The sequence below is a fragment of the Roseburia zhanii genome (assembly GCF_014287635.1).
Taxonomy (GTDB): Bacteria; Bacillota; Clostridia; order Lachnospirales; family Lachnospiraceae; genus Roseburia_B; species Roseburia_B zhanii.
The window spans coordinates 156,412-182,558 of sequence record NZ_JACOPH010000002.1 but is presented as its reverse complement, the minus strand read 5'-3'; the positions used below and the strand labels follow the sequence as shown (position 1 = coordinate 182,558).

Here is a 26,147-nt window from a genome sequence, read left to right as displayed (position 1 = left end):
AAGACTATGAGATTGGTGGCAGACATTTTCCGGATCAGGAAAATGTTTTTTTGTTTTTATAGGGATCATAATACATCACTTCATAGTGAATACTGGGTGGCACCACGAGAACAATCGTCCCGGACATTCTGAAAAGAAATTCAGAATGTCCGGTTTTTTATTTATCAGGAGTAACTATTCAGAATCCCTTAGAATCATAAAAATTGATACGTCATGCTTGCATATAAGTAGCAGTTTTTATGATTCACAAGGTGGTTCGAATAGAGCCGCCGCCCCATATATGAGCAAAATAGCTGCAAAGCAGCGGTAAAGCACGATTGATCGTGCGGTTTTGCAAATATATGGGTGGGGTTCTGAATAGTTACTATCGGGACAGATAAAGGAGGAACATTATGAAAAGAGTATATCGTGTTTATAAGAAAACAGTCAGCATCGTAAATGAAACCGCAATCGGTATGTATGAGAATCTGGTAGGAAAAGAGAAAGGATTTCTGTTAGAAAGTTATGATAAGAATTACGACCGGTTCACATTTTTCGGAGCATTGCCGGAGGAAATCATCACATCGAGGGGACAGTCACTAGAGATCCTTCATCAGGATGGAACGATCACAACACAACAGGGCAATCCACTTGAGCTGTTAAAAGAATATTACAGCAGTTTTGAGATCAGGCGGGAAGATGGAGATACCGGATTTTCCGGCGGACTGGTAGGTAACTTAGGATATGATTTTGTAAGATATTCCGAAGAATTACCGGATGATAACCCAGATGAGATCGGTATAGAAACAATCCAGATGATGTTGATGAAAGAATTTGTCGTTGTAGATCATATTGCCGAAACGTTAACCGTTGTGGTCTTAGAATCAGATGATGAAGCAGGAAAGCAAAAAGCAGCAGAAAAGGCAGCAAGAATCATTGCAAAGGTCAGAGAGAAAAATGAAGAAAAGAAAACACGTTTTTGTCAGGATGGAAAAGTAATCAAGAAATCCGATACCTTAGAAGAATATAAAGCAAAAGTGTTAAAGATCAAAAACTATATCAAAGAAGGACACATTTTCCAGACCGTATTATCCCAGAGATGGACAATCGAAACGAAACAGAGCGGTTTTGAATTATATAAAGAACTTCGGGAATTAAACCCGTCACCATATCTATATTATTTTAATTATGGAGAGTTTGAAGTGGTCGGAAGTTCACCGGAAATGCTCGTGAAAAAGCAGGACGACAGAGTATTTACCTGTCCGATCGCAGGAACACGTAAGAGAGGTAAAGATGATGCGGAAGATGAAGCATTAAAAGCAGAACTTTTAGCGGATGAAAAAGAACGTGCAGAACATGTTATGTTAGTCGATTTAGCAAGAAATGATATGGGACGTATCGCAAAATTCGGTACTGTAAAAGTGACTGAATTTATGGGAGTCCGGAAATTTTCACACGTCATGCATATCGTATCGACAGTAGAAGGAAGGAAAAACGGCAGTTCACATCCACTTGATCTTGTTGCATCTTTCCTGCCGGCAGGAACCTTAAGCGGGGCGCCAAAGATTCGGGCAATGGAGATCATTGATGAATTAGAAACCGTAAGGCGCGGGCTTTATGGCGGTGCAACAGGATATATTGATTTTAACGGAGATATGGATTTTTGTATTACGATCCGTACAATGATCAAGAAAAAAGACCGGGTATATCTACAGGCAGGAGCCGGAATTGTTGCAGATTCCGTACCGGAGTCTGAATATCAGGAATGCTGCAATAAAGTCATGGCACTTGCAAAGACATTAGTCGAGGAGGAAAACTTATGATCTTATTAATAGATAATTACGATTCATTTACTTATAATCTGTACCAGTATATCGGTGTTTTTTGCAATGATATCAAAGTCATCCGTAATGATAAGATCACAATAGAGGAGATCAAGGAATTACAGCCGGAAAAGATCATCTTATCGCCGGGACCGAAAAGTCCGAAAGAGGCAGGCATCTGTATGGAAGTTGTGAAGGAATTTTACGATAAAGTCCCGATGCTTGGTATCTGCTTAGGACATCAGTGTATTGGAGAAGCATTCGGCGGTATCGTATCTTATGCAAAAGCACTGTTTCACGGAAAACAGTCAGAAATCACCCATGATGGAACCGGATTATTTGAAGGGATCGATTCACCGATCAAAGTGGCAAGGTATCATTCACTTGCCGTACAACAGGAAGGACTGCCGGACTGCTTACGTGTGACAGCAGTTACAGACGATGGAGAGATTATGGCAATGCAGCATAAAGAATATCCGGTATACGGCTTACAGTTTCATCCGGAATCCATTTATACCGAACATGGAAAACGGATCATTGATAATTTTATATCAAATACAGAAGGCAGGCGTTAAGATACAGTAGTAAATAAGGAGAACAATATGATATTAGACCAGATTGTAGAAGATAAAAAAATCCGTCTGAAAGAACACAAAAATAAGACATCACCAGATGAGATCAGACGTATGGCGGAAGAACAGGTCAAGATCGGAAGTAGTTTTTATGATGCTTTAAAAAAAGATCAGATATCGATCATTGGAGAGTTTAAGCAGGCATCACCGAGCCTTGGAAAGATCACAAGCAAGATCAATCTGACAGAGCGGATGGAAGAATACAATGCTTCTGTGGATGCAATCTCCTGTCTGACAGAGGAAGATCACTTTTTAGGAAACATCGATTATTTAAGGACGATCCGTAAACAGACGAAACTGCCGATCTTAAGAAAAGATTTTATGATCGATGAATACCAGTTTTACGAGGCAAAAGCCATACAGGCAGATGCAATCCTTTTGATCGCTGCAATTTTAGACGATGTGATGTTAAAAGATTTTTACCAGCTTTCGACGGAATTAGGCTTAGATGCTTTAGTTGAAGTTCATGATGAAAGAGAGATGGAACGTGCATTAAAGGCGGATATAAAGATCATTGGTGTCAATAACCGCGATCTAAGGGACTTTACGATACGGTTAGATACAACGAAACGTTTGTCGGCGATGGTTCCTGGCGATAAAGTATTTGTGGCAGAAAGCGGAATTGTTACCGATGAAGATGTATTATTCTTAAAAGAGTGTCATGTAGATGCATTTTTGATCGGCAGGGCATTCATGGAGGCAGAACATCCAAAGGAGTTAGCAGAAAGATGGAAAAAACTGTAAACAGACCAAAAGTTAAGATCTGCGGGCTTACAAGGATAGAAGATGCAGATTTTTTAAATGAAGCAGGAGCCGATTATGCAGGCTTTGTATTTTATGAAAAAAGCAGACGGAATGTCAGCTTAAAAAAAGCGGCAGAAATAGCCGCACATTTATCAGCAGATATAAAAAAAGTTGCGGTGACGGTCAGTCTGGAACCTGCTTTTGTCAAAGAAATCGAAACACTTGGTTTTGACATTTTACAGGTACATGGAACATTAAAAACAGAAGTAAAAGAGATGACAGCACTACCAATCTGGCGGGCAGTCAATATTTCTGACACAGATACATTAGAAGAATTATTTGCAGGAAATCGGGAATCGATAGAAGGTTACGTGGCAGATGGAGCCGGATATGGCGGTGGGAAGCCATTTGACTGGGAAGTATGCAGCAGTCGTGTGAGGGCACTTTCTAAAGGAAAGAAACTGATCCTTGCAGGCGGCTTAGATGCAGAAAATGTCAGAACCGGGATCAGATATTTTCATCCGGATGTTGTTGATGTCAGCAGCAGCGTAGAAGAAGATGGAAAAAAGAGCAGACAAAAAATAGAAGAATTTATAAGAAAGGTGAGAAAAGATGAACAGTAAAGCATATTATGGTAAATTCGGAGGACAGTTTGTAGCAGAATCGTTAATGAATACATTAGAGGAATTAGATGAAGCATTTGAAACAGCGATCAAAGATCCGGAATTTTTAGAGGAATATCATTATTATTTAAAACAGTATGTAGGCAGAGAAACACCGTTATATTATGCCGAACGTTTAAGTGAAAAGTATGGTACAAAGATTTATTTAAAAAGAGAAGATCTAAACCATACAGGTGCCCACAAGATCAATAACGTGATCGGACAGATCTTACTTGCAAAACGCATGGGAAAAAAGAAAGTGATCGCAGAAACAGGAGCCGGACAGCATGGTGTGGCAACTGCAACAGGAGCAGCACTTTTTGATATGGAATGTAGCGTATACATGGGAGAAGAAGACATGAAGCGTCAGGCATTGAATGTAATGCGTATGGAAATGCTTGGCGCAAAAGTAGTCAGTGTCCGTTCCGGCAGCAATACATTAAAAGATGCGACAAATGAAGCAATCCGTACATGGGCAAAAACAGCAGAAGATACCTTTTATGTGATCGGTTCTGCAGTAGGACCGTATCCATATCCGAAAATGGTAAAAGAATTTCAGAGCGTGATCAGCCAAGAAGCAAAAAAGCAGTTCTATGAAGTAGAAAAAAGACAGCCGGATGTTGTTATGGCATGTGTTGGCGGTGGTTCAAATTCAATCGGAATGTTTGCTGATTTTATAGAAGAAAAAGGTGTGGAACTGATCGGTGTAGAAGCCGCAGGAAAGGGAATTGAAACCGGAGAACATGCATCTGCAATGGCAGAAGGAAAACCGGGAACCTTACATGGAATGAAATCTTATCTGCTTCAGGATGAAGATGGAAATATCAAATTAGCACATTCTATTTCAGCCGGACTTGATTATCCGGGAGTCGGACCAGAACATGCCTATTTAAAAGATACCAAAAGAGCGGCTTATGTATCGATCACAGATACAGAGGCAATGGATGCATTGATGGAACTTTGTAAATTAGAAGGTATCATACCGGCGATCGAAAGTGCGCATGCAGTTGCATATGCGATCAAAAAAGCAAAAGAGATGAACATGGATCAGTCGATGATTGTCTGCCTGTCAGGACGTGGTGATAAAGACGTACATACGATCGCAGATTATTTAGCAGGAAAAGGTTATCTGAATTAGGAGAGAGGAGAAGAACATGAATCGTATCGAGGAAAGATTAAAAGAATTAAAAACAGAAAATAAGAAAGCGTTTATTACTTATATGACAGCAGGACTTCCGGATATGGAAGGAACAAAAGCACTGATTAAGGCACAGGAAGAAGCAGGAACAGATATTATCGAACTTGGAATCCCATTTTCTGATCCGGTTGCGGATGGCCCGGTCATTCAGGATGCGTCATATAAATCCATCTGTAAAGGCACAAATTTAAGAAAAGTATTTCAGATGATGGAGGAAATCAGAAATGATGGTGTAAAGATGCCGGTTATTTTTATGATGTATTATAATACGATCTTACATTATGGCATTGAAGCATTTGCAGCAAAATGCAAAGAAGCCGGCGTAGATGGTCTGATCATACCGGATCTTCCATTTGAAGAACAGGAAGACTTGCAGACAGCATTAGATAAAGAAGATGCAGCAATTTTGATCCAGCTTGTATCTCCGGTATCGAAAGACCGCATTGCAAAAATCCTAGAACATGCAAGAGGATTTGTCTATTGTGTATCGTCGATGGGTGTGACCGGTCAGGCAGGCACTTTTCACAAGGAGATCATAAGTTATCTTACAAATGTGAAAAAAGTATCAAAGATTCCGGTGATGATGGGATTTGGTATCCGTACACCAAAGGATATTGAACCTATGAAAGATATTATTGACGGAGCCATCGTAGGAAGTCATTTTATCAGGTTATTAGAAGAAAATAATTATGATATCAAGGCAGCAAAAGAATATTGCAGGAGTTTTAAAAGAGATCTATAAAAGACAAATGAGGAGGATAATACCATGAAAACAGCGATTGAAACAGTAGTAAGCGGCAAGGATCTGACAGAAGAAGAAGCAAAAAGAGTAATGAACATCATGTTAAGCGGAGATGCAACACAGGCACAGATCGGTTCACTTTTGACAGCACTTCGTATGAAGGGAGAAACAATCGATGAACTGACTGGTTTTGCTTCTGTACTCAAAGAAAAAGCAGATACGATTTCACCAAAGTCAGAAAATTATGTAGATTTTGTCGGAACAGGCGGGGATCGGACATTTACATTTAATATTTCAACAACAGGCGCATTTGTCGCAGCAGGCGCAGGTGTCCATGTCGCAAAACACGGAAACCGTTCCATTTCTTCTAAGAGCGGTGCAGGAGATGTGCTAGAAGCATTAGGCGTGAATATCACAGCAGAACCGGCTGTCGTGGAAAAATGCGTAGATGAAGCAGGTATCGGATTTATGTTTGCACAGTCATTTAACAAGTCCATGCGTTTTGTAGGTCAGGCAAGAAAAGAAATGGGTATCCGTACCGTATTTAACATCTTAGGACCGTTAGCAAACCCATCAAGGGCAAAAGGCATGGTCGTTGGTGTCTATGATCCTGACATTACGGAAAAGGTAGCAGTTGTTTTAAGCAGACTTGGTGTAGAACGTGCATTTGTCATCAGTGGAAAAGACCATATGGACGAATTTACAACAACAGATGCAACAGTTGTATCAGAGATCAAAGAGGGCAAAGTAACCACTTATGAAGTGACACCGGAAGAATTTGGCATACAGAGAGTTACATTAGAAGATCTGCAGGGTGGTGACGGTACAGAAAATGCGAAGATCACAAAACGTATTTTAGATGGCGAAAAAGGTGCAAAGCGTGACATCGTCGTATTGAATGCAGGTGCAGCAATCTATATTGCAGGAAAAGCAGATTCGATCGGAGAAGGCATCAGATTAGCAGAAGAATCGATCGATTCAGGAAAAGCAAATGAAGTATTGCAGAAGTTAGTAGAAATGTCAAATGGAAACTAATTAGAATATTCTCTTTTAAAAAGGAACGCACAAGATCAGTGCGTTCCTTTATTGATAAATGTCGTCTGTAATTTAGAATACATGATCGTCTGGCTGTGGTACAGACCAAAGTGACCCGAGAGCATATAGCTGAAAGCACAGGCAAGCAGGTAATAAGGCATACCGCTAAAACCAAACATTTCAAAACTGATCAACAGTGAAGTGATCGGGCAGTTAGTAACACCACAGAATACACTTGTCATACCAACCGCTGTACAAAGCACCGGAGAAAAACCGGTGATAGTTCCAAACAGACAGCCAAATGTTGCACCGATAAAAAATGTCGGGACAATCTCGCCACCCTTAAATCCGGCTCCTAAAGTCAGTGCCGTAAACAGTATTTTTAATAAGAATGCCGCCGGAACAACTTCACCATTTAAGGCGCGGGAGATGACCTGCATACCGGTTCCATTATAATCATGGTTGCCGACAAGCAGCGTTAAGAGAAGAACAAAACAGCCACCGGCAAAAGCCCTGATATACGGATTTGCAAAATATTTCCTGTAAAGATTCTGTGCAGTATGCAGTACGATACAAAACAGAATACTCACAACTGCACATAAAACAGCGAGGATACAGATGATGACCGCATTTTTTACAGAAAACACCGGAAGGTTACTGATATGGAAAATATTTTCCGACAGCTTGAAATGCGAAGTGATCCCATAACCGATCAGTGCGGAGATCACACATGGAACCAGTGCAGAATAGTACATAATGCCGACACTGACAACTTCCATTGAGAAAACAGCCGCTGCCATAGGTGTGCCAAACAGTGCAGCAAATGCGGCACTCATGCCGCACATGATCATTACATGAGCATCTTTGTCATTGAGTTTTAAGAGTTTACCAAGGCTGGCACCAACACTTCCGCCAAGCTGTAATGCAGCACCTTCCCTTCCGGCAGAACCACCGAAAAGGTGCGTTAGGATCGTGCTGATAAAAATAGAAGGTGCCATACGCAAAGGCACATGTGCATTAAAATGAATGGCAGAGATGACTAAATCCGTACCTGTATCTGCCTCGTTATTTAGTAGATGATAGATGCCGACAATACATATACCGGCAACCGGAAGTAAAAAAATGATATTCGGATGTTCTAATCTGTAATTTGTTGCATAATTCATACAGATACAGAAAGCAGCTCCGACAAAACCAATGATAATACCAGAGAGGATCGCAAGCACCGCCCATTTAAAAGCAATAAAGAGAGGGTCAAGTGCGAGATGTATCCTTTTTTTTATCTGTTCGTTCATAAACATCTCCTTTTTCTAATGTAATCATATGAAGTCAGAAATCTCCCAATGGATTTTAGCATGAAATAAAAAAAATAACAAGAAGCAGCTGCCGGATAGAACCGAATCTAGTTGTTTAAAATAGACAAAAATGGTGTCAAAAATTTATGGATATATACAGAAAGTACAAAAGAGTATTGCATTTTCTGAAAAAATAGTTATACTGAAATTATCAACTGAAAACGTTTCCAAAACCAAAAGCTATGTTTTTAAATTAGGAGGAAAAAAATATGAAAAGAAAAAGTATAGCAATGTTGTTAGTACTCACGATGGCAGCATCTATGTTCGCAGGATGCGGCAGCACAGGCACAAAGGATTCTGCAGGTTCAGATTCAGCAGATTCAGCAGCTTCTACAGAAACCGGGAAATCAGATACAGCATCTTCCGATGGTTCTGTATACTATTTAAACTTCAAACCGGAACAGGATCAGCAGTGGCAGGATCTTGCAGCAGCATATACAGATGAAACAGGTGTACCGGTTACCGTCGTTACAGCAGCATCCGGTACATATGAATCTACATTAAAATCTGAAATGGCTAAAAAAGATGCACCTACATTATTCCAGGTAAATGGTCCGGTTGGATTAGCTTCATGGGATGATTACTGCTTAGATCTTTCTGATACAGATCTGTATTCCCATGTAAAGAGCGATGACTTCGTATTAAAAAGCGGAGATGCAGTCAAAGGTATCGCATACGTAATCGAAACTTACGGACTGATTTATAACAAGACAGTTTTAAATGCATACTGTAAGATGGATGGAGCAAAAGTATCTTCTGTTGATGAAATCAACAGCTTTGATAAATTAAAAGCAGTCGCAGATGATATCCAGTCCCGGTTAGCAGATGTCAGTGCAGCTGCAAATGATGAAGCAGGATCTGATATTTATGAATTAGAAGGGGCATTTACTTCATCAGGTATGGATTCTTCTTCTGACTGGAGATTTAAGACACACTTAGCAAACATTCCGGTATATTATGAATATAAGGATAAAGGCATTACAGATACAGATGCGATCGAAGGAACATACTTAGACCAATACAAACAGATCTTTGATCTTTATATTACAGATTCTACCTGTGAGCCTTCTATGATCGCTACAAAGACAGGTGATGATGCAACTGCAGAATTTGCATTAGGCAATGCAGTATTTTACCAGAATGGTACATGGGCATACCAGAACATTATTGATGCAGGTCTTTTAACAGATGATGACCTTGGCATGATGCCAATTTACATCGGTGTGGACGGAGAAGAAAATCAGGGACTCTGCACAGGTTCTGAAAACTACTGGTGTATCAATAAAGATGCATCTGAAGCAGATATCCAGGCAACAGAAGATTTCTTAAACTGGGTGATCACAAGCGATACAGGTCGTGATTCCGTTGCAAACAGTATGGCATTCGTTACACCATTTGATACATTTGATGATGGATATACTGCAGAAAATCCATTTGTAAAGCAGGCAAATGATTATATTGCTGATGGCAAGACATCTGTAGCATGGGTATTCTCAACAATGCCTTCTGAAGAGTGGAAAAACGGTGTTGGTGCAGCTTTAACAGAATATGCACAGGGCACAGGTGACTGGGACGCTGTTAAGAGTGCATTTGTTGATGGCTGGGCAAGCGAATATGCTGCTACACATGAATAAGAAGCGATAACAGAAGATTTAGTTTCATGTTTCGTATAAAGGGTGGGAAATTCTCACCCTTTATATATAACAGAAAGGAAAATGATCATGCAGAAATCAATCAAAAAATATTTTCCCATTTTTGCATTACCGACTTTCATAGCATTTACAATTGGTTTTATAGTTCCTTTTCTTATGGGTATCTACTTGTCATTTTGTAAATTCACAACTGTAACAGATGCAAAGTTTGTGGGATTTTCAAATTACACAAAAATTTTTACCGATGCAACCTTTTTGCATGCCCTTTGGTATACCGCATTGTTTACGATCGTTTCAGTTGTACTGATCAATGTATTGGCATTTGTGATTGCGATGCTTTTAACAAAGGGAATTAGGGGTACAAATATTTTCCGTACCGTATTTTTCATGCCAAACCTGATCGGTGGTATCGTGCTTGGTTACATCTGGCAGCTTATCTTAAATGGTATTCTTGCAAAATTTGGAAGAACCTTAGTATATAGTTCTACTTATGGATTCTGGGGTTTGGTGATCTTAATGTGCTGGCAGCAGGTCGGCTATATGATGATCATTTATATTGCAGGAATCCAGAATATTCCGGGTGAACTGATCGAAGCAGCAAAAATCGATGGGGCAACTTCTAAACAGGTACTGCGTCATGTGACGATTCCGATGGTCATGCCGTCGATCACCGTCTGCACCTTTTTAACTTTAACGAATGGTTTTAAACTGTTTGACCAGAACCTGGCACTGACAAATGGTGCACCGTCTGATATGTCACAGATGTTAGCACTGAATATCTATGATACGTTCTATGGAAGAACCGGCTGGGAAGGTGTTGGTCAGGCAAAAGCAGTTGTATTCTTTATCTTAGTAGCCGTGATCGCAATGATCCAGAATTATCTGACAAGACGTAAGGAGGTGCAGCAGTAATGGCAAAGAATAAAGACAGTCAGGTGAGTGCAGTACGCAAAACCAAACATGGTACAGCATTTTCGGTATTTTTTTCTTTACTTTCGATTGTATATGTGATGCCGATCATGATCGTGATCATCAACTCTTTTAAGAGAAAAGCATTTATCAATAAGTTCCCGTTTAAGATCGGAACAGGAAAAATGTTTGTCGGCTGGGAAAATTACGTGGAAGGTATCAAGAAAATAGAATTTTTCAAAGCATTTGGATATTCTTTATTTATTACGGTATGTTCTGTTGCAGTCATCATTCTCTGCACATCCATGTGTGCGTGGTATATTACAAGAGTACAGACAAAATTTACAAAATTATTCTATATGCTCTGCCTGTTTTCGATGATCGTTCCGTTCCAGATGGTGATGTTTACATTGTCGAAACTTGCAAATATGTTGCATTTATCCAACCCGGTTGGTATAATTTTGGTGTATTTAGGCTTTGGCGCCGGTTTAGCTGTATTCATGTTTACCGGCTTTGTGAAAAGTATTCCACTAGAGATTGAAGAAGCAGCAATGATAGATGGATGTACACCGATTCAGACATTTTTTCAGGTAGTATTTCCGATTTTGAAACCGACAGCTATTACAGTTGCTATTTTACAGGCAATGTGGATATGGAATGATTATCTGTTACCATATCTGGTATTAGATATCAAGAGATTTAAGACGATCCCGATTGCAATCCAGTATTTAAAGGGCGGTTACGGTTCGATCGACTGGGGCGCAATGATGGCAATGCTCGTATTAGCGATCATACCGATCATCCTCTTTTATATTGCCTGTCAGAAACATATTATTGAAGGTGTTGTAGCCGGAGCAGTCAAAGGCTAAAAAATCAGTTCAGGCAGGGATGTAAATGGTTACGATAAAAGATATCGCAAGAGAATCCGGGTATTCAGTAAGTACAGTTTCACGGGTATTAAATCACAGACGGGATGTAAGTCCTGCAGCAAAGAAAAAAATAGAAGAAGTGGTTGCACAGTATAATTTTGTACCGAATAATAATGCAAAGCATTTAAAACAGAGCATTAGCAAGACGATCGCCATTCTTGTCAAAGGTACATCGAATATGCTTTTTGCAGATATCGTAGAAGAAATGCAGCGCATGATTGAAAAGACAGAATATACTGCGGTGATCGTTTATTTAGATGAGTTAGATAACGAAGTGCAGCAGGCAATCCAGATCTGTTGGGAGAGAAAACCATTAGGACTATTGTTTTTAGGCGGTAATCCAGATTATTTTAAAGAGGAATTTAATAAGATCACCATTCCGTCTGTTTTAGTTACCAATCAGGGCGCACAGTTAGGATTTGAGAATTTAGCGAGTGTTGCAACCGATGATATTGCGGCTGCAGAGTGTGCAATCGATTATCTGATTGAAAACGGACATCAGGAGATTGGAATTGTTGGTGGTGATATTGATAAGTCCCATACCAGTGCACAACGGTATGAGGGATGCATCAGAAGCTTTAAAAAGCATCATCTTACATATGATCCTGCATCATCTTATGGGAGGGCAAGGTTCAGTTTTGAGGATTCTTATCGTGCAATGGGCGAGCTGTTAAAGAAAAATCAGAAATTGACAGCCGTTTTTGCAATGAGTGATGTAATGGCGATCGGAGCGATACGGGCATTAAAAGACCATGGCTGTGATGTACCTAAAGACATTTCAGTCATCGGTTTTGATGGGATCACGTTAGCAGATTATTATAATCCAAAACTTGCCACGATCAAACAGCAGTATAAACTTTTAGCAAAGCGAAGCATGGAGATCCTTATGTATCAGATTGAATTTAAACGTGCGGCAGTACATGAGGTCATTCCATTTGAATTAGTTGCGGGAGAAAGTGTAGGCAGACTATAAACGCATAGCAGGAGATAAGCAGATGAGAACAAGTGGAATTTTAATGCATATATCATCCCTTCCATCGAAGTACGGCATTGGAACAATGGGCAGGGAGGCAAGAAAATATGTAGATTTTTTAGCAAAGGCAGGACAGACATACTGGCAGATTCTTCCAATCTGTCCGACAAGTTATGGAGATTCTCCGTACCAGTCTTTTTCAAGTTTTGCAGGAAATCCGTATTTTATTGATTTAGATTTACTCTGCAAGGATAAATTATTAAAAAAGGCAGAATGTGACTCCTATTTCTGGGGGAAAAGCGATACAGAAGTAGATTATGGTATTTTATATGAAAACCGATATGATCTGTTAAAAAAAGCATATAAGCGGTTTGTAAAAAATCTGCCGGATGATTATGAGGTATTTTGTGAAGAACAGAGTGAATGGCTTGATAATTATGCACTCTTTATGGCATTAAAAGATGCAAATGGCGGCAATGAGTGGTCAAAATGGGAGAAAAGCCTTAAATTCCGTGAAGAAGCATCCATTGTGCAGACAAGGAAAACATATGCAGAAGAGATGGATTTTTATAAGATGCTGCAATATCTGTTTTTTAGACAATGGAACAGCTTAAAAGCATATGCAAATGAAAAAGGTATTCAGATCATCGGAGATGTGCCAATCTATGTTGCCATGGATAGTGCAGATGTCTGGGCAAATCCAAGTCAGTTTTATTTAGATGAAAAGTTAGAGCTAATCGAAGTCGCAGGATGTCCGCCGGATGCATTTTCCGCAGATGGTCAGTTATGGGGCAATCCGCTGTTCCGCTGGGATGTGATGAAAGCAGACGGCTATACATGGTGGACGAAACGGATCGCTGCCATGTCGAAGATCTATGATGTAGTAAGGATCGATCATTTCCGTGGATTTGATTCCTATTATGCGATTCCGGCAAAAGATGATACCGCAAGAAACGGCAAATGGAAAGAAGGACCGGGAATGGATCTGTTCCGTTGCATGGAGCAGAAATTAGGCAGATTAAATATCATCGTGGAAGATCTCGGTTATCTGACACCATCTGTTTTAAAATTGGTCAAAGATTCCGGTTTTCCGGGAATGAAGCTGATCCAGTTTGCATTTGATACAAGGGAAGAAAGTGATTATCTTCCACATAATTATCAGAAGCATAGTGTCGTATATACCGGAACGCATGATAATGATACGATCTTAGGATGGATGAAAAATGCACCGAGGGAGAGTGTCAATTTTGCCAAGAAATATTTTAACCTTACAAAAGAGGAAGGTTATAACTGGGGTATGATGCGTGGTGCATGGGCAAGTGTCAGTGATATGGCGATCGTACCGATGCAGGATATCTTAGGATTAGATGGAAAGGCACGTATGAATACACCGTCCACCCTCGGCTGTAACTGGAAGTGGAGAGCAAAAGAGGGACAGATCACACCGCAGCTTGCGAATAAAGTCCGTAAGTACATGAAGCTGTATGGCAGGGAACGGTGTGAGGTTGTAAAATAATATAAATAATACAGCTGTGCAGGAAAAATGCATGGCTGTTTTTATGTAGACTTTTACCCCTTGTATCATAAACTTGGCAATAATTTAGCGAGTATAGGAAAGAATACTTCTTGAAATGAAGATACTGATAGGATAGAATAGGGTGGGTGAGTAAGAATATCAGTCAAAAAACAATATGTCGTGTATAAATATAAAAAGGAGAGAACGATAGAATGCGAAAAACCAAAATTGTATGTACATTAGGACCATCCACAGATAAGAAAGATGTCTTAGAACAGCTTATAAAGAAGGGAATGAATGTCGTAAGATGTAACTTTTCCCATGCAGATTACGAAGAACATAGTCAGAGGATCAGCAAAGTTAAAGAATTGCGTGAGAAATACCATACTCCGACAGCGATCATGTTAGATACCAAAGGTCCGGAGATCCGTCTTGGCGTATTTAAAGAGCATGAGGTGATCTTAGAAAATGGACAGGAGTTTACGCTGTATTGTGAAGAAAGAGAAGGGGATGAGACAGGTGCATCTATCACATATGCAGATTTGTACAAAGATGTCAGTGCCGGTACAGTGATATTGATCGATGATGGTTTAGTAGCAATGGATGTGATCGAAGTAAAAGAGAAGAAGATCGTCTGTAAGGTAAAAAATGCGGGAAAGATTTCTGACCGTAAAGGTGTGAATGTACCAAATGTCAAATTATCCATGCCATTTTTAAGTGAAAAAGATAAAAACGATCTTTTGTTTGGTATCAAACAGGACGTTGATTTTGTAGCAGCTTCTTTTGTCAGGAGAGCAGATGATGTCAAAAAGATGCGTAAGTTTTTAAATGACCATGGCGGATATGATATCCATATCATTGCTAAGATCGAAAACCGCGAAGGTGTAGAAAATATTGATGAGATTTTAAATGAGGCAGAAGGTGTGATGGTTGCCCGCGGTGATATGGGTGTGGAGATTCCATATGAAGAAGTTCCGGTTATCCAGAAAATGATCATCAAAAAGGGTGTGGAAGCAGGAAAACAGATCATCACAGCAACACAGATGTTAGATTCCATGATGAAAAATCCAAGACCGACAAGAGCAGAGACAACAGACGTTGCCAATGCGATCTATGATGGTACCGGTGCGATCATGCTTTCCGGTGAAACAGCAGCGGGACTTTATCCGGTAGAAGCATTAGAAACTATGATCCGTATTGCTGACCGGACTGAGCAGGATATTGATTACCGCAAACGTTTCTTTGCAAGAGAGCGGATCGCAAATCCTGATATTACAGATGCAATCTGTCATGCAAGCTGTACAACAGCCTTAGACTTAAATGCAAGAGCAGTTGTCACAGTTACAAAGAGCGGACGTTCTGCGAGAAATTTAGCAAAATATTGTCCGGCGTGTCCGATCATCTGTGGTGCAATGGATAAAAAGGTAGCAAGGCAGTTAAATCTGGTATGGGGTACCGTTCCGGTTATCATTGAGAAGAAAAAAGATGTCTTTGATTTATTTGACCATGCGTTAGAGGTGGCAGAGAAGCAGGGATATTTAAGCAAAGGAGATACAACTGTTATTACATCCGGTGTACCGATCGGTGTATCTGGTACAACGAATATGATCAAAGTACAGACAGTATAAACGTACAGATATGATGGATAAAAACAAAAGATATACGGTATGGAACAGGATAAGTATATTTTTCGTATGTGCTATATTGTTTGCAGGAAGTGCAGGATGCGGCAGAAAAAATGCTGCAGAGGAGAAAATAAAATCATATACGGATAGGGGATCATCTGAAATAGATGATATTGATAACTACCTGAGATCAGACATAAAAGATATGAAAGAGAATAAAATAAAAGATACGAAAGAAAGCGGACAGTCAGCAACAGAAACGCCGGATGAAAAGACGAAAAGACTTCGGGCAGAAGCCATCAGTGCACCTTCTGTTTCCGTAGATGAAGTGACGGATCTTCATATTGAGATCCATAAGAAGCAGCATGCACTCCAGTTATGGAATGAAGAAAAACTGATCGCAGAATATCCTGTCGGACTTGCAAAGAATCCGACAGGGGCAAAAGAAAAAGAAGGCGATAACAAAAATCCGGAAGGAAGTTATTATATCTGTAATAAAAACAGCAGGAGTCAGTATCATTTAGCATTGGGCATATCCTATCCGAATATTGAAGATGCCAACAGAGGATATGAAGAAGGACTGATAAATGAGTCAGAAAAAAACAGTCTGGTCTATGCAAATGAACATGGAAAAAAACCTGACTGGTATACGGCACTGGGTGGAGAGATCATGATCCATGGACAGAAAGGTGAACAGGGAAGTGAGTCTGACTGGACAAGAGGCTGTTTTGCAGTTGATAATGAGATCATGGACTTCATCTGGGATTACGTAGAGGTTGGAACGCCTGTTTTGATCACCGCAGATTAAGTAGTCATAAAACGTAACTCTTTTCATACAATGTATAAAGTATTTTTGAAACATACATTGTAAGAAAGGGGTTATTTTTTTATGGAAATGACGTCTGCAAATAAAGAATTTAATCTTTATAGTGACATAAGCAAAAGAACAGGCGGAGAAATCTATATCGGGATCGTGGGACCGGTGCGTACTGGAAAATCAACTTTTATCAAACGTTTTATGGATATCATGGTATTGCCGAATATGGAAGATGAGAACAGTAAGAGCCGGACGATTGATGAACTGCCGCAGTCGGCACAGGGCAAGACCATCATGACGACAGAACCGAAATTTATTCCAAAAGATGCCGCATCCATCCAGCTTGGAACAGATGTGGAAGTGAAGGTGCGCCTGATCGATTGTGTAGGCTATATGGTGGATGGTGCTGCCGGACATATGGAAGGAAATAATAAACGTATGGTAAAAACACCATGGTTTGATTATGAGATCCCCTTTGTAGAAGCCGCATCGATCGGGACAAAAAAAGTGATCAAAGAACATTCCACGATCGGTATTGTCGTGACAACAGACGGTTCTTTTGGAGAGATTAGCAGGGAGAGCTATGTTCCGGCAGAAGAACAGACTATAGAAGAATTGCGGACTCTTGGAAAACCATTTGTCGTTGTGTTAAATTCAGAAAAACCATACAGTGATGAAACAGTGAGTTTAGCGGATCGCATGATGAAAAAATACCAGACACCTGTCATTCCGGTAAGCTGTGAACAACTGCGGAAAGAAGATATCAATAAGATCTTAGAAAGTATCTTATATGAATTTCCGATCATTAAAATGGAATTTTATATTCCAAAGTGGGCGGAAATGCTGCCGTCTTCGAACCGTATGAAAGAAAGTATCATTGAAAATGCAAAAGGCATTTTAAATGGTGTGACGAAAGCAAAAGATGTGAAAAATATCAAAAAACAGGACGAATCCGAATATATCGCAGATATTCATTTAGATAAGTTAGATCTTGCAAAGGGGCTTGTAAAGATCAAATTAGAAATGGAAGATAAATATTATTATGAAAATATCAGCGATCTGACCGGAGTTCCGATTCAGGGAGAATATCAGCTGATTTCACTGATTAAAGATCTTTCAGCACAGAAAAATTCTTATGAAAAAGTTTCCGATGCTGTCAATGCAGTACAGATGAAAGGCTATGGAGTCATTCATCCGCAGTTATCGGATATCACGTTAGAAGAACCGGAACTGATCCGTCATGGCAATAAATATGGAGTGAAGTTAAAGGCAACATCACCGTCTATCCATTTGATACGTGCCAATATCGAAACGGAGATCGCACCGATCGTAGGAAGTGAAGAACAGGCAAAAGATCTGATCGCCTATATCAAAGCAGGGCAGAACACACCGAGCGGAGTCTGGGATACCAATATTTTTGGGAAATCAGTCGGAGAACTGATGGAAGATGGCATCCGCAGTAAGATTTCCATGATGGATGATGAATGTCAGATGAAATTACAGGATACGATGCAGAAGATCGTAAATGACAGTAACGGAGGTTTAGTCTGCATCATAATCTGATGGTTGCGGCAAATGGATTTTACATTTATAATAGATATAAGGTTTGAAAGACCGGCAAGTTGGTCGTGCCTGCACGATATGACTTGTCGGCGTTTCCATTCAGAGTATATATCATGCGAAGGAGGCGTAGCATGAACGAAGTATATGAAAAATTGCAAAAATGCTATGAGAGCGTAAGAGAAAAAATAGATTTTAAACCGAAGGTAGCCTTAGTGCTTGGTTCCGGTCTGGGTGATTTTGCAAAACGGATCAGGGTAGAGGCTGAGTTAGACTATCATGCTATTGATGGGTTTCCGGTATCGACGGTAGAAGGACATGCCGGAAGATTTATCTTTGGTTATATAGGCGAAGTTCCGGTCGTATGTATGCAGGGCAGAGTACATTATTATGAAGGATATGCTATGTCAGATGTAGTTCTTCCGACACGGCTTATGAAACTGCTTGGTGCAGAGATCTTATTTCTGACAAATGCGGCAGGCGGGATCGCACAGGGAATGCAGGCAGGAGATTTTATGCTGATCACCGGACAGATCGCATCATTTGTGCCATCTCCATTGGTCGGATCAAATATCAGTCAATTAGGGACAAGATTTCCGGATATGAGCCATATTTATGACGAAGATCTGCAGACGATCATTAAAAAGACTGCATTAGACAATGGAATTTCCTTAAGACAGGGCGTATATCTGCAAATGACAGGCCCACAGTATGAAACGCCGGAAGAAGTATCGATGTGCCGGCTGCTTGGAGCGTCCGCAGTTGGCATGAGTACAGCCTGTGAAGCGATCGCAGCAAATCATATGGGCATGAAGATCGCAGGGATTTCCTGTATTTCTAATCTTGCAGCAGGGATTGCACCAAAGCCTTTAACACATACAGAGATTCAGGAAACAGCAGACAGAGTTGCTCCTGATTTTGAAAAATTAGTATATGAATCCATTCTTAAGATGGGAGCATAGGAGGAAGGCATATGAATATCCGTTTTTATAATGCAAAGATACTGCTTCCTGGAACAGGACATACATTTCAGCTGATCGAAGGGGAACTCTGGGTAAAAGGGAACCGTATCGTCTATATCGGAGATGGAACGGATACATCACGTATCTATGAACATGTGGAACCAGAAGGAATCTTGTGGGACAGGCAGATCGATGTAGGAAAAAATGTGCTGATGAGCGGATTTAAAGATGCACATACACATTCGGCAATGACATTTTTACGTTCTTATGCAGATGATCTCCCATTGCAGGAATGGCTCACGCAGCAGGTATTCCCAAAAGAAGCCTTGCTAAAAGAGGATGATATTTACTGGCTGTGCAAGTTAGGCATTATGGAATATCTGACAAGCGGGATCACATCGAATTTTGATATGTATTTTGCACCACTGCCCGGAGCAAGGGCTTCGTCTGACTGCGGTTTTCGAACCGTATTTACCAGTGGTTTGAATGATTTTTGTGAGTCTTTAGAAGAAGTGGAAGATTTATATCATAAGATCAATGCCATGAGTGACCTGACAAGTTTTAAGCTTGGATTCCATGCAGAATATACAACATCTTTAAAACTGTTAGAGGGCATGGCTGCTTTAGCAGATAAGGTCAGATCTCCAGTCTGGTTTCACAATGCGGAAACAGCATCAGAAGTAGCTGATTGTAAAAAACGTTATGGAAAAACACCGACACAGCTTGCAGAAAGTCTTGGCATGTATGCTTATGGTGGTGGCGGTTATCATTGTATTTATTTTGAGGAAGAAGATTTTGAGATCTTTAAGAAACGGAGACTTATCGCAGTTACAAATCCAGCCTCAAATCTGAAATTAGCAAGTGGCATTGCTCCTGTAAAACGTTTCTTAGATGAGAAGATACCGGTTGCGATCGGAACAGACGGACCGGCAAGCAACAACTGTCTGGATATGTTCCGGGAGATGTTCTTAGTCACTGGTTTAGCAAAGGTAAAAGAGCAGGATGCAGCATGTGTACCGGCAGAAGAAGTGCTTTATATGGCAACCACAGGCGGGGCAGAAGCCATGGGACTTTCTGACTGTGATTCTTTAGCAGAAGGAAAACTTGCAGACCTTATCCTGATAGATCTGAAACAGCCGAATATGCAGCCGGAGAATGATTTTGTCAAAAATATCGTTTATTCCGGCAGTAAACAGAATGTATTGCTTACCATGGTAAATGGAGAAATATTATACGAAAAACAGAAATTTTTTATTGGCGTATCAGCAGAAGAAGTCTATCGACACGTCAATGAGATCATAGAGAGGATGCGGACATGATAATCACATTTGTACACCACAGTTGTTTTGTGGTAGAAACAGACGAAAGAGTAATGATCTTTGATTACTTTAAAAAAGGAAATTTGCATGGATATGAATTTACCGGTGAACTGCCGGAATTTGATCCTGATAAGAAAATAGATGTATTTGCCAGCCATTTCCATCAGGATCATTTTGATCTTGAGATTCTGCGCTGGGCAGACAAATACAAAAATATCACTTATATTTTGTCAAAAGATATCAAACTTTCCAATCGTTATTTAGAGAAAAATGGCATACCGGCAAAGGTAAAAGAGAAGATCACATTTGTCACATATAACAAGCACTATAAAATCGATGGAATGGAGATAAAGACACTTCGATCTACAGATGTCGGAGTTGCGTATCTGATCCATGCAGAGGGAAAATGTTATTATCATGGTGGAGATCTAAATCTCTGGAAATGGGAAGGCGCAGGAGAACTTGTCAATGGAAAGGAAAGCAGGGCGTACAGATTTGAGATCAACAAGCTGCGGGATGAAACGATCGATGTTGCATTTGTTCCGGTAGATTCCAGACAGAAACAGTATGCAACCGAAGGATTGAAATTTTTTATGGAAAATGTCAATGCAAAAGTGATCTTTCCGATGCATATGTGGCAGGATTATTCCCCAATCGCAGTTTATAAATCCATGACAGCAAATGGAGCATTTGCCAGAAGACTCGTGGATATTTCGGGCGAAAATGAATCGTATGAATTATCGGAGGAAGTCTGATCGTTGCTGGTCACACTGTTAGGTGTGAACAATAACGTCTGATCGTTTGCGTGGCAGCAGATATTTGACATTTAATCTGATTACGTTTAATATTAGATATATTTGTCACTGTGATTTACAGTCAGGGATTTTGGCATCGTAATTATGAAAATACAAAATAGTTACGAAGTTTATTATAGAACAAAGGAGTAGTAATAGAATGAAAAAGATGTTAGATCTGATCACAGAAGAAGTGACCAAAGCATTTACGGCATGTGGGTATGATGAAAAGTATGCCAAAGTGACATTGTCAAACAGACCGGATCTGTGCGAGTATCAGTGTAATGGTGCAATGGCAGCAGCAAAAGAATACAAAAAAGCACCATTTATGATCGCAGATGCAGTTGCAGAGCAGTTAAAAGATGATCCGATGTTTGCTTCGGCAGAATCTGTTAAACCGGGATTTTTGAATTTCAAACTAGATGAAGGATATTTAGCAGGATATTTAAGAGAAATGCAGGCAGATACTGAGCGTTTTGGCTGTGATAAGACAGACGCACCGAAAAAGATCATGATCGATTACGGTGGACCAAACGTTGCAAAACCGCTTCATGTAGGACATTTACGTTCAGCGATCATCGGAGAGAGCATCAAGAGGATTGGCCGTTTTATGGGACATGAGATGATCGGTGATGTGCATTTAGGTGACTGGGGACTTCAGATGGGACTGATCATCACGGAGTTAAAGGTAAGAAAACCTGATCTTGTATATTTTGATGAAAGTTACACAGGAGAATATCCGGCAGAACCGCCATTTACGATCTCAGAATTAGAGGAGATCTACCCGACTGCGAGCGGAAAATCCAAAGAAGATGCCGTTTATAAAGAAGCTGCCATGCAGGCAACTTATGAATTACAGCATGGAAGAAAAGGTTATCAGGCACTTTTATCACATATTTTAAATGTATCTGTTACCGATTTAAAGAAGAACTATGCAAACTTAAATGTATCTTTTGATCTCTGGAAAGGTGAGTCCGATGCACAGCCTTATATTCCTGACATGGTACAGAAGATGAAAGATGATGGCTATGCTTATATCAGTGAGGGAGCATTAGTCGTTGATGTCAAAGAAGATACTGATACCAAAGAGATCCCGCCATGTATGATCTTAAAATCAGACGGTGCATCTCTTTATAATACGACAGACCTTGCAACGATCGTATGGAGAATGAAAGACTATCACCCAGATGAGATCATCTATGTGGTAGACAAGCGTCAGGAACTTTATTTCACACAGGTATTCCGCTGTGCAAAGAAAACACATCTTGTTGATGATACGACCAGCTTAAAATTCCTTGGTTTTGGTACGATGAATGGAAAAGACGGCAAGCCTTTTAAAACAAGAGAAGGCGGCGTCATGCGGTTAGAGCATTTAGTATCTGAGATCAATGAGGAAATGTATAAAAAGATCACAGATAACCATACAATGGACGAAGCAGAAGCAAGGGACACAGCAAAGATCGTGGCACTTTCTGCGATCAAGTATGGAGATCTTTCAAATCAGGCATCTAAAGATTATATCTTTGATATTGAGCGGTTTACTTCTTTTGAAGGAAATACAGGTCCATATATTTTATATACGATTGTCCGTATGAAGTCCATTCTTGCAAAATATAAAGCAGCAGGACATGAAGTAGCAGATGCAAAGATCCTTCCGGCAAGGTCAGAGAGCGAAAAAGCACTGATGTTAGAACTGACACGCTTTAATGCAGCAATGGAAACGGCATTTGCAGAAACTGCACCGCATAAGGTATGCGCATATATCTATGATCTTGCAAATGCACTTAATCATTTTTATCATGAAACAAAGATCTTAGCAGAAGAAGATGAAGCAGTACAGGCTGGTTATATCTGTCTGTTAGAACTTACAAAAGGTATCTTGGAAAAATGTATTGATGTGTTAGGATTTTCGGCACCGGAACGTATGTGATCCCATGGAAAAAATGGAAGAAATAGTAAGAAAACATATTGTTTTTTATGGAAGAGTACAGGGAGTTGGTTTTCGTTACCGCTCCCATTATGCAGCAGAGCAGTTTGGTCTGACCGGATGGGTAAGAAACCGGTATGACGGAACCGTCGAGATGGAAATACAGGGAAAACGGATGTGCATAGATGCGCTGCTGTGTGCATTAGAACAGAATGATTATGTACAGATCGATGATATGGATACCAGAATGCTGGCAGTAGAAGCAGAGGAGAGGAGCTTTCGGATTCTTGATTAGAATCCGAAAGCTCCTCCGATCAGAAGTACTTTGATACGTCCTTTGATACCGCTGCGTCTGGTAATGACAACCTGATTACAGATGCAGTCCGGGGAAAGACAGTTAGCACAGCTTCCGGTTGCTGCACATGGTGTCTTTTTATTCAGACGGATACAGTTTGGCGGGGTTGCTGTATTATGTATCCGGTCAAGGGCATCCTGCAGAGTCGGTGCGATCTTATTCATGCCGGCAAGGATGATGACTTCCTTTGGACCGTAGATCAAAGCAGCAACACGGTTTCCGGTGCCATCGATATTAACAAGTTCTCCATCTTTTGTGATCGCATTACTGCTCATAAAGTATGCATCCGCAGACAGACATTTGTGATAGAGTGCATCTTTTTCATCTGCAGGTACAGCATCACGGTCAAACAGCCGGATAGATGGACAGACTCTTAAGGCATCTAACATGCCGGTTTCTGCTAATGTGGCAGAACCGCCAAAACCGACAGAGGCATTTTCTGGTAAAAAGGAAAGTGCCTTTTCGATTGCCTCTTTTGCGGTAGGGCAATAGTAGCCTTCCATTTGCCGTTTTTCTAAATTTTTAATGACAGAAGCGGCTAAGATCTCATGGTGTTTTGCAATACTAGTATCCATTTGTAAGTTCCTCCTGTTTCTATATTATTAACGTAATGATTCAGAAGCCCACTCATATATTCGCAAAACCACACGATAAATCGTGCTTTATCGCTGCGTTGCAGCTATTTTGCTCATATATGAGTCGGTGGCTCTATTCGAGCCACCTTACGAATCATAAAAACTGCTACTTACATACAAGCATGAAGTATCAATTTTTATGATTCTAATGGGTTCTGAATAGCTACCTTAAAATTATAACACGAAATCGAGAAAGGCAATAGAATATGAGTAAAAATTTGAAAAAAATGATCTCCTATTACAGACCGTATTTAGGAGTGTTTACAGCAGATATGATATTTGCGATCATAGCATCCGCAGTTTCACTTGCAATTCCGCTGATCGCCCGTTATATCACATCGACGATCATTTATATGGATAAAACGGAAGTACTGCATCATGTATTGCTGCTTGGAGTCATGATGATCGGACTGGTTGCGGTATCCTGTTACTGTAATTTTTTTATCTCCGATTATGGTCATGTCATGGGCGCAAAGATCGAATATGATATGCGTGCAGAGATTTTTGAACATTATCAGAAATTATCTTTTTCATTTTATGATAACCAGAAAGTCGGGGCATTGATGTCACGAATCACGACGGATCTGTTTGATATTACAGAACTGATGCATCATGGACCGGAAAATATCGTGATCTCTGTGATGAAGATCGCAGGTGCATTTGTCATTATGATGTGCATCAGTCCGTCATTAACTGCTGCGGCATTTGCATTAGTGCCGGTTATGTTTGTCTATGCATATTTCTTTAATAAGAAGATGAAACGTGCTTTTAAAAGAAACAGAGAACAGATCGCAAAGATCAACAGCCAGATCGAAGATAATCTATCCGGTATCCGTGTTGTGAAATCCTTTGCAAATGAAGAAATTGAAAAAGAAAAGTTTGCAAAAGGCAATGCCGGATTTTTGAATGCAAAAAAAGAAAGTTACCGGTATATGGGTGGTTATCATGCAGGACTGGGTTCTTTTTCCCTGCTGATCACGATCTCTGTTTTAGTTGCAGGAGCAGTATTTATTTCAGATGGTACAGTCGATGTGACAGATCTGATCACATTTTTACTCTATATCAGTATTCTGACCGAACCGATCAAGACACTGATCGATTTTACTGAGCAGTTCCAGAACGGATATACCGGATTTGAGCGTTTCCTTGAGATCATGTCGATCGAGCCGGATATACAGGATGCAATCGATGCAAAGCCATTAAAGCAGGTAAAAGGAGCCATCGATTTTGATAACGTATCTTTCCGTTATGAGGAAAACAGTGAAAAAGTCTTAAGCCATATCAATCTGCACGTAGATGCAGGAGAATATGTGGCATTAGTCGGTTCTTCCGGTGCTGGAAAAAGCACCTTATGCAGTCTGATCCCACGTTTTTATGATGTGACATCGGGAACGGTAAAGATCGATGGGCAGGATGTCCGTACATTACAGTTACAGAGCCTTAGAAACCATATCGGTATTGTACAGCAGGATGTCTATTTATTTGTCGGAACAGTGTATGACAATATCCGTTACGGCAAGCCGGATGCGACAAGGGAAGAAGTGATACAGGCAGCAAAAAATGCAAATGCACATGAGTTTATCATGTCACTGCCAAATGGATATGAAACCGATATCGGACAGCGCGGAATCAAATTATCAGGTGGTCAGAAACAGCGGCTTTCCATTGCAAGGGTATTTTTAAAGAATCCACCGATATTGATTTTTGATGAAGCAACTTCGGCATTAGATAACGAAAGTGAAAAAGTTGTACAGGAATCTTTAGAAAGATTGGCAAAAAACCGTACAACCTTTGTGATCGCCCACAGACTGACAACGATCCAGAATGCAAAACGTATTCTTGTTTTAACAGAAAATGGCATCGAAGAAGAAGGTACACATGAAGAATTATTAGCCAGGGGCGGAATATACGAGAAACTGTATCATATGCATAAATAGAAACATCGGTTCACACTTTGTTCACATAAATATCTCTTTTTAAACACAAAAGACGATTACTGTTATA

The 26,147-nt window shown here is 40.2% G+C and carries 23 protein-coding genes and 1 other annotated feature (1 of these 24 running past the window's edge); of the genes, 21 read left to right on the top strand and 2 right to left on the bottom strand.

What is annotated here, in order from left to right; genetic code table 11:
* Nucleotides 1-125: a binding site (T-box leader), on the top strand; it begins 180 nt to the left of the window's first position.
* 267 nt (nt 126-392) lie between these two features.
* From trpE to trpD, 7 genes are read left to right on the top strand one after another with little or no spacing between them, the layout of a single operon-like run.
* Nucleotides 393-1,802 (top strand): anthranilate synthase component I, encoded by a 1,410-nt coding sequence (gene trpE / locus H8S17_RS03965; protein ID WP_186866331.1) that lies wholly within the window; start codon nt 393-395, stop codon nt 1,800-1,802.
* On the top strand, nt 1,799-2,377 hold the full coding sequence (locus H8S17_RS03960; protein ID WP_186866330.1) for an anthranilate synthase component II: 579 nt from the start codon (nt 1,799-1,801) through the stop codon (nt 2,375-2,377). Before trpE ends, H8S17_RS03960 begins: the two co-directional genes overlap by 4 nt.
* A gap of 27 nt (nt 2,378-2,404) precedes the next feature.
* The gene (trpC, locus tag H8S17_RS03955; RefSeq protein WP_186866329.1) at nt 2,405-3,178 is read left to right on the top strand and encodes an indole-3-glycerol phosphate synthase TrpC; all 774 of its coding nucleotides are present in this window, start codon (nt 2,405-2,407) and stop codon (nt 3,176-3,178) included.
* On the top strand, nt 3,163-3,801 hold the full coding sequence (locus H8S17_RS03950; RefSeq protein ID WP_186866328.1) for a phosphoribosylanthranilate isomerase: 639 nt from the start codon (nt 3,163-3,165) through the stop codon (nt 3,799-3,801). Before trpC ends, H8S17_RS03950 begins: the two co-directional genes overlap by 16 nt.
* Nucleotides 3,791-4,978: a tryptophan synthase subunit beta gene (trpB, locus tag H8S17_RS03945; RefSeq protein ID WP_186866327.1), complete on the top strand. Its 1,188-nt coding sequence runs from the start codon at nt 3,791-3,793 to the stop codon at nt 4,976-4,978. The genes H8S17_RS03950 and trpB overlap by 11 nt, the downstream gene beginning before the upstream one ends.
* A gap of 16 nt (nt 4,979-4,994) precedes the next feature.
* Nucleotides 4,995-5,780, top strand: coding sequence for a tryptophan synthase subunit alpha (gene trpA, locus H8S17_RS03940; RefSeq protein ID WP_186866326.1), 786 nt, complete (start codon nt 4,995-4,997; stop codon nt 5,778-5,780).
* A gap of 24 nt (nt 5,781-5,804) precedes the next feature.
* Nucleotides 5,805-6,815: an anthranilate phosphoribosyltransferase gene (gene trpD / locus H8S17_RS03935; protein ID WP_186866325.1), complete on the top strand. Its 1,011-nt coding sequence runs from the start codon at nt 5,805-5,807 to the stop codon at nt 6,813-6,815.
* A gap of 35 nt (nt 6,816-6,850) precedes the next feature.
* Here trpD and H8S17_RS03930 read toward each other — a convergent pair whose 3' ends face one another.
* The gene (locus H8S17_RS03930) at nt 6,851-8,110 is read right to left on the bottom strand and encodes a chloride channel protein (protein WP_186866324.1); all 1,260 of its coding nucleotides are present in this window, start codon (nt 8,108-8,110) and stop codon (nt 6,851-6,853) included.
* A gap of 269 nt (nt 8,111-8,379) precedes the next feature.
* Between H8S17_RS03930 and H8S17_RS03925 the strand changes: the two genes are divergently transcribed.
* From H8S17_RS03925 to H8S17_RS03865, 13 genes are all read left to right on the top strand, one after another.
* Complete coding sequence (locus H8S17_RS03925) at nt 8,380-9,804, top strand: ABC transporter substrate-binding protein (protein WP_186866323.1); 1,425 nt, start codon at nt 8,380-8,382, stop codon at nt 9,802-9,804.
* Between the two features lie 87 nt (nt 9,805-9,891).
* Complete coding sequence (locus tag H8S17_RS03920) at nt 9,892-10,734, top strand: carbohydrate ABC transporter permease (protein WP_178050486.1); 843 nt, start codon at nt 9,892-9,894, stop codon at nt 10,732-10,734.
* Nucleotides 10,734-11,600: a carbohydrate ABC transporter permease gene (locus tag H8S17_RS03915; protein WP_186866322.1), complete on the top strand. Its 867-nt coding sequence runs from the start codon at nt 10,734-10,736 to the stop codon at nt 11,598-11,600. The genes H8S17_RS03920 and H8S17_RS03915 overlap by 1 nt, the downstream gene beginning before the upstream one ends.
* A gap of 25 nt (nt 11,601-11,625) precedes the next feature.
* A complete protein-coding gene (locus H8S17_RS03910) occupies nt 11,626-12,633 on the top strand; it encodes a LacI family DNA-binding transcriptional regulator (protein WP_186866321.1) in 1,008 nt (335 codons plus the stop codon).
* Between the two features lie 22 nt (nt 12,634-12,655).
* A complete protein-coding gene (gene malQ, locus H8S17_RS03905) occupies nt 12,656-14,149 on the top strand; it encodes a 4-alpha-glucanotransferase (protein WP_186866320.1) in 1,494 nt (497 codons plus the stop codon).
* A gap of 212 nt (nt 14,150-14,361) precedes the next feature.
* Entirely contained in the window at nt 14,362-15,777 is a 1,416-nt protein-coding gene (pyk, locus tag H8S17_RS03900; protein WP_186866319.1) for a pyruvate kinase, read from the top strand.
* 202 nt (nt 15,778-15,979) lie between these two features.
* Nucleotides 15,980-16,582: a L,D-transpeptidase family protein gene (locus tag H8S17_RS03895; protein WP_186866318.1), complete on the top strand. Its 603-nt coding sequence runs from the start codon at nt 15,980-15,982 to the stop codon at nt 16,580-16,582.
* A gap of 81 nt (nt 16,583-16,663) precedes the next feature.
* Nucleotides 16,664-18,154, top strand: a complete 1,491-nt coding sequence (gene spoIVA, locus H8S17_RS03890; RefSeq protein WP_186866317.1) for a stage IV sporulation protein A — start codon at nt 16,664-16,666, stop codon at nt 18,152-18,154.
* Between the two features lie 131 nt (nt 18,155-18,285).
* Nucleotides 18,286-19,113, top strand: coding sequence for a purine-nucleoside phosphorylase (locus H8S17_RS03885; RefSeq protein WP_186866316.1), 828 nt, complete (start codon nt 18,286-18,288; stop codon nt 19,111-19,113).
* Nucleotides 19,114-19,124: 11 nt separating this feature from the next.
* A complete protein-coding gene (locus H8S17_RS03880) occupies nt 19,125-20,432 on the top strand; it encodes an amidohydrolase (RefSeq protein ID WP_186866315.1) in 1,308 nt (435 codons plus the stop codon).
* Complete coding sequence (locus H8S17_RS03875; protein WP_186866314.1) at nt 20,429-21,187, top strand: MBL fold metallo-hydrolase; 759 nt, start codon at nt 20,429-20,431, stop codon at nt 21,185-21,187. The genes H8S17_RS03880 and H8S17_RS03875 overlap by 4 nt, the downstream gene beginning before the upstream one ends.
* Before the next feature lie 199 nt (nt 21,188-21,386).
* The gene (argS, locus tag H8S17_RS03870; protein ID WP_186866313.1) at nt 21,387-23,156 is read left to right on the top strand and encodes an arginine--tRNA ligase; all 1,770 of its coding nucleotides are present in this window, start codon (nt 21,387-21,389) and stop codon (nt 23,154-23,156) included.
* A gap of 13 nt (nt 23,157-23,169) precedes the next feature.
* Nucleotides 23,170-23,448 (top strand): acylphosphatase, encoded by a 279-nt coding sequence (locus tag H8S17_RS03865; RefSeq protein WP_186866312.1) that lies wholly within the window; start codon nt 23,170-23,172, stop codon nt 23,446-23,448.
* On the opposite strand, the gene H8S17_RS03860 is transcribed toward H8S17_RS03865, so the two are convergent.
* Complete coding sequence (locus H8S17_RS03860) at nt 23,445-24,083, bottom strand: lactate utilization protein (RefSeq protein WP_178052136.1); 639 nt, start codon at nt 24,081-24,083, stop codon at nt 23,445-23,447. The two genes, H8S17_RS03865 and H8S17_RS03860, sit on opposite strands and share 4 nt — an antisense overlap.
* Before the next feature lie 266 nt (nt 24,084-24,349).
* Here H8S17_RS03860 and H8S17_RS03855 point away from each other — a divergent pair, with 266 nt between their 5' ends.
* Nucleotides 24,350-26,080, top strand: coding sequence for an ABC transporter ATP-binding protein (locus H8S17_RS03855; protein ID WP_186866311.1), 1,731 nt, complete (start codon nt 24,350-24,352; stop codon nt 26,078-26,080).
* The last annotated feature ends 67 nt before the right edge of the window (nt 26,081-26,147 follow it).

Bases quoted from the DNA above. Each gene is read 5' to 3' on its own strand.
- trpB (WP_186866327.1), top strand. From the start codon at position 3,791: ATGAACAGTAAAGCATATTATGGTAAATTCGGAGGACAGTTTGTAGCA.
- H8S17_RS03930 (WP_186866324.1), bottom strand. From the start codon at position 8,110: ATGAACGAACAGATAAAAAAAAGGATACATCTCGCACTTGACCCTCTC.
- H8S17_RS03915 (WP_186866322.1), top strand. From the start codon at position 10,734: ATGGCAAAGAATAAAGACAGTCAGGTGAGTGCAGTACGCAAAACCAAA.
- H8S17_RS03865 (WP_186866312.1), top strand. From the start codon at position 23,170: ATGGAAGAAATAGTAAGAAAACATATTGTTTTTTATGGAAGAGTACAG.
- H8S17_RS03925 (WP_186866323.1), top strand. From the start codon at position 8,380: ATGAAAAGAAAAAGTATAGCAATGTTGTTAGTACTCACGATGGCAGCA.
- argS (WP_186866313.1), top strand. From the start codon at position 21,387: ATGAAAAAGATGTTAGATCTGATCACAGAAGAAGTGACCAAAGCATTT.
- H8S17_RS03860 (WP_178052136.1), bottom strand. From the start codon at position 24,083: ATGGATACTAGTATTGCAAAACACCATGAGATCTTAGCCGCTTCTGTC.
- H8S17_RS03855 (WP_186866311.1), top strand. From the start codon at position 24,350: ATGAGTAAAAATTTGAAAAAAATGATCTCCTATTACAGACCGTATTTA.
- H8S17_RS03960 (WP_186866330.1), top strand. From the start codon at position 1,799: ATGATCTTATTAATAGATAATTACGATTCATTTACTTATAATCTGTAC.
- H8S17_RS03885 (WP_186866316.1), top strand. From the start codon at position 18,286: ATGAACGAAGTATATGAAAAATTGCAAAAATGCTATGAGAGCGTAAGA.
- H8S17_RS03880 (WP_186866315.1), top strand. From the start codon at position 19,125: ATGAATATCCGTTTTTATAATGCAAAGATACTGCTTCCTGGAACAGGA.
- H8S17_RS03875 (WP_186866314.1), top strand. From the start codon at position 20,429: ATGATAATCACATTTGTACACCACAGTTGTTTTGTGGTAGAAACAGAC.
- trpA (WP_186866326.1), top strand. From the start codon at position 4,995: ATGAATCGTATCGAGGAAAGATTAAAAGAATTAAAAACAGAAAATAAG.
- H8S17_RS03895 (WP_186866318.1), top strand. From the start codon at position 15,980: ATGAAAGAGAATAAAATAAAAGATACGAAAGAAAGCGGACAGTCAGCA.
- H8S17_RS03950 (WP_186866328.1), top strand. From the start codon at position 3,163: ATGGAAAAAACTGTAAACAGACCAAAAGTTAAGATCTGCGGGCTTACA.
- trpC (WP_186866329.1), top strand. From the start codon at position 2,405: ATGATATTAGACCAGATTGTAGAAGATAAAAAAATCCGTCTGAAAGAA.
- pyk (WP_186866319.1), top strand. From the start codon at position 14,362: ATGCGAAAAACCAAAATTGTATGTACATTAGGACCATCCACAGATAAG.
- spoIVA (WP_186866317.1), top strand. From the start codon at position 16,664: ATGGAAATGACGTCTGCAAATAAAGAATTTAATCTTTATAGTGACATA.
- H8S17_RS03920 (WP_178050486.1), top strand. From the start codon at position 9,892: ATGCAGAAATCAATCAAAAAATATTTTCCCATTTTTGCATTACCGACT.
- trpD (WP_186866325.1), top strand. From the start codon at position 5,805: ATGAAAACAGCGATTGAAACAGTAGTAAGCGGCAAGGATCTGACAGAA.
- H8S17_RS03910 (WP_186866321.1), top strand. From the start codon at position 11,626: ATGGTTACGATAAAAGATATCGCAAGAGAATCCGGGTATTCAGTAAGT.
- trpE (WP_186866331.1), top strand. From the start codon at position 393: ATGAAAAGAGTATATCGTGTTTATAAGAAAACAGTCAGCATCGTAAAT.
- malQ (WP_186866320.1), top strand. From the start codon at position 12,656: ATGAGAACAAGTGGAATTTTAATGCATATATCATCCCTTCCATCGAAG.